The sequence below is a fragment of the Myxococcus sp. CA005 genome (assembly GCF_006518205.1).
GTDB lineage: Bacteria > Myxococcota > Myxococcia > Myxococcales > Myxococcaceae > Myxococcus > Myxococcus xanthus.
Genome location: NZ_SRLV01000018.1, coordinates 108,032 through 118,567 on the forward strand (window position 1 = coordinate 108,032; position 10,536 = coordinate 118,567).

The 10,536-nt window shown below is 69.4% G+C and carries 8 protein-coding genes; 1 reads left to right on the forward strand and 7 read right to left on the reverse strand.

The genetic code is table 11. From position 1 onward, the window contains the following. Positions 1-12: 12 nt before the first annotated feature. From FMQ63_RS10985 to FMQ63_RS10995, 3 genes are all read right to left on the reverse strand, one after another. Entirely contained in the window at positions 13-1,443 is a 1,431-nt protein-coding gene (locus tag FMQ63_RS10985; protein WP_011551379.1) for an ABC transporter substrate-binding protein, read from the reverse strand. Further along, positions 1,443-2,261: a hypothetical protein gene (locus tag FMQ63_RS10990; RefSeq protein WP_011551380.1), complete on the reverse strand. Its 819-nt coding sequence runs from the start codon at positions 2,259-2,261 to the stop codon at positions 1,443-1,445. Before FMQ63_RS10990 ends, FMQ63_RS10985 begins: the two co-directional genes overlap by 1 nt. 141 nt (positions 2,262-2,402) lie before the next feature. Further along, positions 2,403-4,196 (reverse strand): phosphoenolpyruvate carboxykinase (GTP), encoded by a 1,794-nt coding sequence (locus FMQ63_RS10995; RefSeq protein ID WP_011551381.1) that lies wholly within the window; start codon positions 4,194-4,196, stop codon positions 2,403-2,405. A 210-nt stretch (positions 4,197-4,406) separates the two neighbouring features. On the opposite strand from FMQ63_RS10995, the gene FMQ63_RS11000 reads away from it, so the two are divergent. Continuing rightward, positions 4,407-6,269 (forward strand): SLC13 family permease, encoded by a 1,863-nt coding sequence (locus FMQ63_RS11000; protein WP_011551382.1) that lies wholly within the window; start codon positions 4,407-4,409, stop codon positions 6,267-6,269. Positions 6,270-6,273: 4 nt separating this feature from the next. Here the strand turns inward: FMQ63_RS11000 and FMQ63_RS11005 are convergent, their stop codons facing one another. From FMQ63_RS11005 to FMQ63_RS11020, 4 genes are read right to left on the reverse strand one after another with little or no spacing between them, the layout of a single operon-like run. Then, positions 6,274-6,897 (reverse strand): tRNA-(ms[2]io[6]A)-hydroxylase, encoded by a 624-nt coding sequence (locus FMQ63_RS11005; protein ID WP_011551383.1) that lies wholly within the window; start codon positions 6,895-6,897, stop codon positions 6,274-6,276. 28 nt (positions 6,898-6,925) lie between these two features. Then, positions 6,926-7,762 (reverse strand): GNAT family N-acetyltransferase, encoded by an 837-nt coding sequence (locus FMQ63_RS11010; RefSeq protein WP_026114138.1) that lies wholly within the window; start codon positions 7,760-7,762, stop codon positions 6,926-6,928. A gap of 40 nt (positions 7,763-7,802) precedes the next feature. Then, positions 7,803-8,456, reverse strand: coding sequence for an AgmX/PglI C-terminal domain-containing protein (locus FMQ63_RS11015; protein ID WP_011551385.1), 654 nt, complete (start codon positions 8,454-8,456; stop codon positions 7,803-7,805). A gap of 28 nt (positions 8,457-8,484) precedes the next feature. Beyond that, positions 8,485-10,323, reverse strand: a complete 1,839-nt coding sequence (locus tag FMQ63_RS11020; protein WP_011551386.1) for a patatin-like phospholipase family protein — start codon at positions 10,321-10,323, stop codon at positions 8,485-8,487. Between the last annotated feature and the right edge of the window lie 213 nt (positions 10,324-10,536).

Consider the following 10,536-nt stretch of genomic DNA (forward strand, 5'->3'; position numbering starts at 1 on the left):
GGCCCCGTCACGTCACTCCGTGGGCGGCGCGATGAGCTGCACCGTCTGGAACCCGCCGTCCTTCACGCGGAACAGCTCGTACTCGGACGGCGCCTCGCCCGTGGCGTCGAAGTCGAGGTCGCCGCTGGCGCCCGTCACGTTGATGACCTGTCCATTGCGGATGGCCGCGCGAGCGCCCGCGAAGCCCTCCGTGCCCAGGTTGTAGTTCAGGGACGTGCCTGCCTCGCCCGGCGTCACGAGCGCAAGGCCGTCCGCCATGCGCGCGCCGGTGATGGCCTGCGGGTTGTTGACGTCGGGACCGGCGGCGTACGCGGCGCCGAGCGCCACCAGGTACATGGCGTCATACGCGTGCGCGGTGAAGGAGTACTGGCCCGGGTCCGTCTGGTTGAAGGCGGAGCGGAAGCGCTGGGCGAACAGTTGATAGACGAGGTCTGGACGGGCCTGCGCTGGAGACGTGCCGTAGGAATCGTCCACGAGCGCGGCGTTGGCGCCCAGCGAGGTGAAGAGGCCCCGGTCCTTGCCGGCGTCGGTGAAGAACCACCGCTGGGTGTTCCGGCCCGCGGCAGCCGTCTGGTTGATGATGCGCGCGTTGTCCTCGGAGAAGCCGATGAGGACCTCGACATCCGGCAGACTGGTGGTGATGTGCTGCACCACACTGGAGACGTCGGCGCTGTTGCGGGCGTACTGGGCGGACGTCACGGTCCGCTGGGTGGTGTCGATGCGCCCCAGCGTCACGCCGAAGAGGCCTTGCCCGTAGGCGTCATTCACGTAGCTGATGCCGACCTTGGAGATGCTGTCGTAGAGCGGTGCGCCGTTCACCAGGATGGCGCCCTGGAGCAGGTCTCCGATGATGCGGCCCTGCAGCACGTCGGACGGGGCCGTCCGCCAGACGAGGCCTGCCGTGGTGCCGTTCTGGTCGTTGATGGCGGCGAGGTCCGGGCTGGTGGCGCTGTACGTCATCATCAGCACGCCGTTGGGCACGGTGAACGAGGACACCGCGAGCGCCTGGGCGCTGCTGGAGGTGAAGATCATCGGCACCTGGCGCTCACGCATCAGCCACTGGGCCTGCTCGGCGGCGCGGTTCGGCTCCGAGCGCGTGTCGCAGATGTGGAGGACGAAGGGCCGGCCGTTGACGCCCTCGCGCTGGTTGATTTCGTCGAGCGCCAGCTTGATGGCGTTGAGCGCCTGCACCTCGGACTCGTCCGGGCCGTCGGAGGTGCTCAGCGGCACCGCGGCGCCCAGGGGAATGGCGTTGGCCGCGGAGGCCGGGCCATAGACCACTCCACAGCCCTCTGGCTGCGGCAGGCAGTAGCCAGCGGTGCATACCTGCGCGGTTTCACAGTCAGAGGACGTCTCGCACTCGGTCAGCCCACTGGCGGTGGTGAAGCTGCACCCGGCCATCAGCAGGGTGCTTCCCGTCATCATCAATCGCAGCGCGCGCATCAGAAGCTCACCGCCATTCCTGCTCCAGCGCCCTTGGGCGCCATCGTGACTCGCACCTCACCCGCAACCGGGGGGCCATCCTTCGGGTAGAGGACGATGGCGGTGATGACACCGGCCAGTCCCACGCCGAAGCCGACGTCCGCCAGCAGCGCCCGGCTGCGCGTCTTGTCGGCGAACTCCTCCTTGGTCTCCACCCGGGTCGCTCCGTCGAACTGTTCACGCGCGTCGCGCGCCTGCATGCCGAACAGCACGCCCGCCACCACGCCTGCCGCGCCCACGCCGGCCGCGGCGAACGCGCCGATGCGCTGGCGCTTGTAGGACGTCAGCGCGCGCTGCAGCTCCGCCTCCTGCTGGCGCCGGCTCTCTTCCTCGGCGCGGCGGGCCGCGAGCTGCTCTTCTTCCGCCTGCCGGCGCGCGGTGTCCGCTTCGTCCTGGAGCCGCTGGCGCTCGGCGTTGGACGCGGCCGCGACCTGGTCTTCCTTCTCGATGAGTACCCGCAGCCGGTCGATGCTGCGTGCGCTGCGCTTGAGCAGCGTCGGGTCCGTGCCGTCGGTGGCGCCGACGTACTGCTGGTACCAGGTCACCGCCTCGCGCAGCTCTCCCGCGTTCTCCAGGGAGATGGCGATGTTGTAGATGAGCCGCGGGTGGGGCTGGGCTTCATGCGCCTTCTTCAGCGCATCCGCCGCCTCGCGGTACTTGCCTCCCTGGTACAGCCGCTCGCCGTCCTTGATGAGGGCCGCTGCATTTTTCCCGCGCTGTGCGAACGCCACAGGTGGCGCTAGCGCGAGAATCACCGACAACACGAAAGCCAGTCTCATGACCTGAGAGCCTAGCGCGGAGCTCCGGGAAGGTCGAAGAGCTGACTTTTACTTCCTGTGAAAAATGGAGAGGCCGCCCCCGCGCTCGGTGCGAGCGGGAGGCGGCCCCGGGATTTCAGGCTGCTACAGGCCGGCGGGGACTCAGTGGTCCAGGCGCGCCATCAGCAGCTTGCGCTGGAGCATCAGCGCGTCCGGCGCCTTGGTGCCGAGCTGCTCGAAGAAGACCTCCTGGCTCTTCAGCTCGGACTTCCATTCGTCCTCCTTGATGGACGTGACTTCCGCCACCACGTCGGAGGCCAGGTCCAGGCCATTGAGGTTGAGGCCCTGGTCGGCGCGGGGCACCCAGCCCAGCAGCGTCTCCTGGGTGGGGACGCGGCCGTGGACGCGGTTCACGATCCACTCCAGCACGCGCATGTTCTCGCCGAAGCCCGGCCACATGAACTTGCCGTTCTTGTCCTGGCGGAACCAGTTGACCTGGAAGATCTTCGGCAGCTGGGCGATGTGCTTCTGCATGTCCAGCCAGTGCTGGAGGTAGTCACCCATGTGGTAGCCGCAGAAGGGCAGCATGGCCATGGGGTCGCGGCGCACGACGCCGACCTTGCCGGTGGCCGCGGCCGTCGTCTCGCTGCCCATGGTGGCGCCCAGGAACACGCCGTGGGTCCAGTTGAAGGCCTGGAGCACCAGTGGGACGGTGTTGGAGCGGCGGCCGCCGAAGATGAGCGCGGAGATGGGCACGCCCGTCGGATCGTTGGCCTTGGGGCTCAGCGCCGGGTTGTTGGACATGGGCGCGGTGAAGCGGCTGTTGGGGTGCGCCGCCTTCTCCGCGCTGCCCTTCTTCCAGGGGCGGCCCTGCCAGTCGGTGAGCTCGTCGGGGACCTCGCCGTCCTTGCCCTCCCACCACACATCGCCGTCCGCCGTCAGCGCCACGTTGGTGAAGATGGTGTCCTTGGCGATGGACTCCATCGCGTTGGGGTTCGTCTTGTAGTTGGTGCCGGGCACCACGCCGAAGTAGCCGGCCTCCGGGTTGATGGCGTACAGGCGGCCATCCTTGCCGGGGTGCATCCACGCGATGTCGTCGCCGACGGTCTCAATCTTCCAGCCCTTGTACTCGGGGGGCGGAATCATCATCGCGAAGTTCGTCTTGCCACACGCGGACGGGAAGGCGGCGGCGACGTAGGTCGTCTCACCCTTGGGGCTGGTGACACCCAGGATGAGCATGTGCTCGGCCATCCAGCCTTCCTCGCGGCCCAGGTAGCTGCCGATGCGCAGCGCGAGGCACTTCTTGCCCAGCAGCACGTTGCCGCCGTAGCCGGAGCCGAAGCTCCAGATGGTGTTGTCCTGGGGGAAGTGGCAGATGTAGCGGCGGTCGGGGTCCACGTCGCCGGTGCTGTGCAGGCCGCGGTTGAAGTCGTCGCTGTCACCCAGCATGTCCAGCGCCTGCTTCCCCATGCGCGCCATGATGCGCATGTTCAGCACGACGTAGATGCTGTCGGTCAGCTCCACGCCCAGCTTGGTGAAGGGGCTGCCGATGGGGCCCATGGCGTAGGGCACCACGTACATGGTGCGGCCCTTCATGCACCCGGTGAACAGGTTGCCCAGCTTGGTGTAGGCCGCCTCGGGCTCCATCCAGTTGTTCGTCGGGCCGGCGTCCGTCTTGTTCGGCGTGCAGATGAACGTGAGGTGCTCCACGCGCGCCACGTCGTTCGGGTTGGAGCGGTGGAGGTAGCTGTTGGGGCGCTTCTCCGGGTTCAGCGGGATGAGGATGCCCTCCTTCACCGCCTGGTCCGTCAGCCGCTTCTTCTCCGCCTCGGACCCGTCACACCAGACGATGCTGTCCGGCTGGGTCATCTCGGCCATCTTGGCCACCCAGGCCAGGAGCGTGGGATTTTTCGTGGGGGCCTGCTGGCCCTCCGCCGCAACTTGCGTCGAAGCCATGGATTCGTCCTCGTGGTTCAGGTCTGGAGACAGGCCCCAAACGTTCTGGAAGGGGGGCATAAATGCAACCTGTGACCGACCGCCCGTCTTGGTACCGAACAGGCCGCTCCTAATTCCACTTATCAGCGGCCGGTCATCCAGAAGTAAACGGCGCAGTGCGCCACGGCACTCGCCATATCAGCGCAGCGAATGCAGGTTGGGGCGGGCCTTATGACCATCGCCATCGTCCTGGGTGTTGTCGTCGTCGCGCTGGTGCTGTTCTCGTTCGACACGCTTCCCATCGAGGTCAGCTCGCTCGTGGTGGTGTGCCTGCTGGCGCTCACCGGCGTGCTCACGCCCGTGCAGGCGTTCGAGGGGTTCAGCAACGACACTGTCATCTTCATCTTCACGCTGCTCGCGATGACGCAGGGACTCGCATCGACGGGCGTGGTTCAGTTGGTGGGTCAACGGTTGGCCTTCTTCGCCCGTTTCGGCCATCAGACGTTCGTCATGGCGATGATGGTGGCGGTGGCGGCCTTCTCCTCTGTCATCTCCAACACGGTGACGACGGCGGCCTTCCTGCCGGTGGCCATCGGCGCGGCCCAGCGCGCCAAGGTGCCCAAGAGCAAGGTGCTGCTGCCGCTGGCGTACGCCTCCATGTTGGGTGGCATGGTGTTCCTCTACGGCACCTCCACCAACCTGGTGATGTCCGCGGCGATGCAGCGGCTGGGCATGCCGGGCATCGGCGTGGCGGAGCTGGCGCCGGTGGGGCTGCCGCTGGCGATTGTCGGCATCCTCGGGGTGGTGCTGCTGGCGCCGTGGTTGCTGCCGGCGCGCGAGGGCCGCGGTGCCATGGAGGACTGGACGCTGCGCGACTACCTCACGGAGGCGGTGCTGCCTCCGGACTCGCGCTACGTGGGCAAGGAGCTGGGGGACATCTCGGAGGGGCTGGGGCTGCGCGTCATCGGCATCATCCGCGACGGCGAGGCCCTGTCCGCGGTGCCGGGGTACCGGCTGCGCGGCGACGAGCGGCTGCTCATCGAGGGCAACCGCGAGGCGATTCTGCGGGTGAAGGACCTGCGCGGCATCCAGATCCGCCCGGACGTGCGGCTGTCCGACGAGGAGCTGCACGACAAGGACTCCATCCTCATCGAAGCCAGCGTGCCGCCCGACAGCCCGTTGGTGGGGCGCAGCTTGAAGGAGACGCTCTTCGTGGAGCGCTACGGCCTGGTGGCGCTGGCCCTGCACCGCAAGCCCGCCATCCAGCGCGTCACCAAGCTCCAGCTCCTGGGCCGCACCTTCGGGGAGCGCTCGCTGTCCATGCTGCCGCTGTCGGTGGGAGACGTGCTGCTGCTGCGCGGCGCGCGCGACCGGGTGGACGAGCTGGCGCGGGGCGGCAACCTGACGGTACTCAGCGGCCACGAGTACCAGCCGCCGCGCTACGGCAAGGCGCTGCTGGCGGTGGTGCTGTTCCTGGGCGCGCTGGCGGCGGGCTCGCTGGACGTGGTGCCGCTGTCGGTGGCGGGCCTCACCGGCATGTTGCTGATGATTGCCACTGGCTGCGTGGACCCGCGCACCGCGTTCCGCGTGGACTGGCGCGTGGTGCTGCTCATCGGCTCCATGATGGCGCTGGGGCTGGCCATGGAGGTGAGCGGCGCGGGCGCGTTCGTGGGAGATAGGGTGGCGGCGCTGGGCGCATTGGGGGGCCCGCGCATGGTGATGGTGGTGCTGATGGTGCTGACCATCGTCCTGTCCGCGCCGATGAGCAACCAGGCCGCGGCGCTGGTGGTGCTGCCAGTGGCCATCAACGCCGCGCAGCAGCTCGGCGTGGACGCGCGGCCCTTCGCCATGGCGGTGACGCTGGCGGCCAGCTGTTCGTTCATCACCCCGCTGGAGCCCAGCTGCGTGCTCGTGTACGGGCCGGGGCACTACCGCTTCACGGACTTCTTCCGCCTGGGCACGCCGCTCACCGCGGTGTTGGTGGTCCTGCTCACGGTGGCCGTGCCCTGGGCGTGGCCGCTGGAGAAGGGCTCCTCGCCGGCGCCGGTGGCGCATCGCCCGGCCGTGGGCCTGCGGGCGCCCACGGGGCCGTGACGGCTCAGTGGATGGCGGCGCGCAGCCCCACGTCGGTGATGACCTGCGCCTCGCGCTCCAGCATCCACTCCAGCCGCGCCTTCACGCTGGTTTCGTCGCCTTCGGACGCGGTGACGGCCAGCCGGTAGAAGAGGGACTGATGGCCGTCCTCGGACTGGGCCAGCTCGCCGTAGAAGCGCGCCAGGGCCGGGTCGGTGAGGCCTTCGGCCAGCAGGGACAGCCGCTCGCAGGAGCGGGCTTCGATGACGGCGGCCACCAGCAGCCGGTCCATGCGGCGCTCGGCGGCGGGCGTGCGAATCAGCTTCTGCAGGCCTTGGGCGTAGGGGTCTCCCGCGTCCTTGGTCAGCGTGAGGCCGCGCGCCGCCATCAAGTCCAATACGCGGGCCAGGTGAGCGCTCTCCTCGCGCGCCAGCCGCGCCATCTGCGAGGGCAGCCCGGGCAGGTCCGGGTAGGCCTGGAGCATGGACAGCGCGTTGGCGGCGGCCTTCTTCTCGCAGTGGGCATGGTCCACCAGCACCTCGTCGAACCGCTCGAGCGCCAGGGGCAGCCAGCGCGGGTCGGTGGCGGCGTGAAGAATGACGGGGCCCTCTCCAGAGAGGGGACGGCGGGAAGGCGTGGGACGGCTCATGCGGGCGCGGACTTTACGCGGCCGGCCGCTACTCCACCAGGACGAGCCGCCACGTCCGTCCGGCCAGGTAGCCGACCTTGCGGGCGATGCGGGCGGTGCTCTCGTCCCGCTCGTCGATGCGCAGGGTCAGCCGCGGCAGCGAGGACAGCAGGTGGCGGGAAATCTGGCCCAGGCACAGCAGGGCGTGGCCCTTCTTGCGCTCGGCGGGCAGCGTGTAGAGGCCCTCCAGTTCCGCGCCGTACTGGGAGCGGCTGCCGATATCCACCTTGAACACCAGCGCGCCATTCTCCTCCAACACGTAGGTGCGGCGCTGGCGCACGCGCTGGATGACGCGGGCCTCGTAGCCGCGCGGGTCCTCGGCCAATGGGTCTCGCTCGTGCACCTCGCGCACGTAGCCCTGGGCCAATGGCAGCAGCCGGGGCAGGTCCTCTTCCTTCGCCAGGCGCAAGAGCGGGTTGGTGAAGGGGCCCAGGTCATCCGCCGACACGCTGAACAGCCGCTGCGTGCGCGACAGGCGTGGCTTGCCTGGGGCCAGGCTGCGCAGCAGCGCGTCCACCGACGATTTGTCGCCCACGGTGGAGCGCAGCGTCAGGCGCGAGGACAGCGCGTCCGCGATGACGCTGGTGGCGCCCGCATCGCTCGCGCTGGGCACCACCAGCCCGCCGTCGCCACCCACGAACACGGCGGCGGTGAGGACCTGGCTGTCGAAGCGACCGTAGAAGGCAAAGGGCACCCTGCCGCGGGGGGCGATGCCGAACTCCTCCAGCAACCCCAGCAGGTAGAGGTTGTGGACCGGGTCCTTCGACAGGAGCCCCCGAAGGGCTTCCGCGTCATGGGGACCAAGCTGTTCGACGGTAACGGGCATGAAGGGTCGGGGGCTCCGGCACCTTACGCAAAACCGGGCCCTACCGGCCAGTCTCCCCAGGGACACGGAACTCGAAGGGGTAGACGACCGTCGCCTTTCCTCCGCTAAAGGGCGCCGGGAAGCGGACGTCCAGCAGCGAGTCCAGCGCGCATGCCTGCACGAAGGGGTCGGGGATGGTGCTGGACACCAGCTCGCCCGCGCCCATCACCCCGCCTTCGCTGCCCGCTTCCACGGTGAAGCGCAGCTTCACTGTCTGCGGACCCCGGTTGCGTTGTGCCGCGTCCTCGAAACATTGCTGCACGAGCGGAGTCACCGCTTGGATGGCGGCGCGGATGTCGTCGGCGTGGATGCGGCCGGTGGTGGATTCGACCACCGGCTCTGCCTCCACCACGCGCCGCGGGTCCCCCGAGGCCGCGGGCGGCGCGGGCACGTCGGTCCGCGAGGACGGAAAGCCGGGCGGAGGCTGCACCGGTGGGGGTGTGGCGCTGGGCGGCGACAGGCCGGGCGTGGGGGCGATGCGTGTGCCGGGCGGTTGCGGGGCGGGCAGCTCTTCGGCGGGGGGCGGTCCGACGGGCAGCAGCTCGTCGTGGACAGGGCGCGTCAGCCAGTAGGAGAGGGCGGCGCTCAGGATGAGCACGCCCAGGCTCACGCCGGGAATGACGAGCCAACGGATGAGGGACGACCGGTCGGACATGGACGCCTGGAGGATATGCCTCCAGGGCTCACTTGCACGAGCGCTGCTCGGGCTTGCCCTTCATGCACTGGGCCAGTGGAGCGAACCGCGCCTCGGCTTCCGACACCGCGTCGTCCACCGGCTTGTCGCACTCCGCGGCGGCCAGCGTGCCTTGAATCTCGAAGAGGCGCAGCACTTCACGGCAACGCTGCTGGAAGTGCTTCACGCCTTCCTTGAACAGCGGCCGCATGACTTCCGGCGAGAAGCCGTAGCCGCTGGCCATCTGGAGCTGCGAGTCCGGACGGAACATCCACGATGAACGCCAACTGGAGGCCACCTGGTCGAAGCGGGCGGAGCCCAGCCACATGCTGGTGGCCGCCTTGAGGGCCGCGGGCTCGCGCGGGACGAAGCCCATGCCCGTGCGGCGGCAGAAGGCGTTGACGCTGGCGGCGTCGGCCACGTTCGCCAGGCGCTCCACGCAGACGTTGTGCTCCGCGAAGCGCCGGCCCACGGCGGCCATCTCCCCCTGCTGCACCTCACCCACGCGCGGCTGGGCGACGAAAAGGTCGATGGTGCGCATCAGCACGCTGACGGCGTTGTCCGGCGGGTTCTCCGGTGACGGCTCCACGCCGCCGGTGGAGATGACCAGCACGCGCTCGGCACCGCGCTGAACGGCTTGGAGCAGCGGCAGTCCGGAGCGCACGCCGCCGTCGAAGAAGGAGCCCTTCATCCTCCCGGTGTGTGACGGCAGCCACGGCACCGGGTCGGCGAGCACGGGCTCCACGATGGAGGCGACGACGCCGTTGATGATGCCCTCCACGCGCTGCTGTTCGGTGGCGTTCGGGTCGAAGTTCGCCGGGTCCTGGTCGCTGATGCCGAAGACGTCACCGGTGTCGAAGTCCACGGAGACGGCCACCAGCTCCGTGCCGTTGGTGAGCTGCTCGGGGACCACCGCCGCGCGGAGCTTGCCGTAGATGCCGTCGAACTGGACCAGGCCACGCAGGTTGGAGGCAATCTTCCAAATCCAGGTGTTGTTGACGCAGTACAGGTCCGACTCCACCGAGCAGGTGTAGTTGCTGACGAGGAGCTGGCGCGCGGCCTCTTCGTGGCCCGGCGTGTGGAACAGGTCCACCAGCGTGCTGATGAGCGCGCCGGTGCTGCTGCCCGCCGCCAGGTCGATACGCGCGTCTCCACAACCCTCCGGCGCCGGTTTGCCGCGGCACTGCTCCAGCACGCCGAGCAGGCGCCAGATGGCCCCCGCGCTGAACGCGCCATTGGCGCCGCCGCCGCTCAGGACAATGGCGTTGGATGGGCGTCCCAGCGTGCGGTTCCACTTGCGGACGCTGACGTACTGCGCGGCGGACTCGGCGCCTTCGCGGATGCCGCGGGTGAGCACCTGGATGGGCACGCGGTCCCCCTGGGCATCACGCAGGGCCACCAGCGACGCGGCGATGCCCAGCGTGTTGGCCAGGAAGCGCGCGGCGTCCACTTCGCGCGGTGAGGGCGCGGCGGGGTCCACCGTGGTGGGCAGCGACGGCAGGCCCCACTGCGGCGGCTCCATGGCGGTCTTGAGGAATCGCTCGTAGCACGCGCTGTTGCTGCCGCCCGCGCTCTGCTTCAGGCAGTCCAGTTGCTCGAGGATGGGCTGGGGCGCGTTGCCCATCGCGGACATCCAGCGCGCGGCTTCGGTGGGGTCGGCGTAGGCGTCCACCAGGTGCGTGCGGGTGATGCGCGCCGCGCGCTCCTGGATGGGCACGGGCAGCGGCGCCGCCTGCGGGTCTCCGGGTGTGTTCAGCGCGTCGAGGATGTAGCCCGTGCGCAGGAAGCAGCCGCTGGAGACGGTGGCCAGCGCGGTGAGACACAGCAGGTACGTGGTGCTCTGGTTCATGGATGTCCCCCCGAGAGGCGCGCGACGCCGCCGCGTGCCTGGGCTCGCCGCCTCGGTCGGGGAGAATGTTAACGCATGCGCGCGTGCGGGCGTGGCGCGGAGCGGAGTGTGTGGAAGGCGACGGCCGTGAGCCCTCGGGGACGGCGCTCACGACCGCGCCAGCCTTCCCCTACGGATACACCTCGCGGCGGGGCAGGGGGGGCTCCGTGGGGC

What these genes read in the sequence shown, in the direction of transcription:
- FMQ63_RS11010 (WP_026114138.1), bottom strand. Translation starts at nt 7,762, where the DNA reads ATGCCCGTTACCGTCGAACAGCTTGGTCCCCATGACGCGGAAGCCCTT.
- FMQ63_RS11020 (WP_011551386.1), bottom strand. Translation starts at nt 10,323, where the DNA reads ATGAACCAGAGCACCACGTACCTGCTGTGTCTCACCGCGCTGGCCACC.
- FMQ63_RS10995 (WP_011551381.1), bottom strand. Translation starts at nt 4,196, where the DNA reads ATGGCTTCGACGCAAGTTGCGGCGGAGGGCCAGCAGGCCCCCACGAAA.
- FMQ63_RS11005 (WP_011551383.1), bottom strand. Translation starts at nt 6,897, where the DNA reads ATGAGCCGTCCCACGCCTTCCCGCCGTCCCCTCTCTGGAGAGGGCCCC.
- FMQ63_RS11000 (WP_011551382.1), top strand. Translation starts at nt 4,407, where the DNA reads ATGACCATCGCCATCGTCCTGGGTGTTGTCGTCGTCGCGCTGGTGCTG.
- FMQ63_RS10990 (WP_011551380.1), bottom strand. Translation starts at nt 2,261, where the DNA reads ATGAGACTGGCTTTCGTGTTGTCGGTGATTCTCGCGCTAGCGCCACCT.
- FMQ63_RS10985 (WP_011551379.1), bottom strand. Translation starts at nt 1,443, where the DNA reads ATGCGCGCGCTGCGATTGATGATGACGGGAAGCACCCTGCTGATGGCC.
- FMQ63_RS11015 (WP_011551385.1), bottom strand. Translation starts at nt 8,456, where the DNA reads ATGTCCGACCGGTCGTCCCTCATCCGTTGGCTCGTCATTCCCGGCGTG.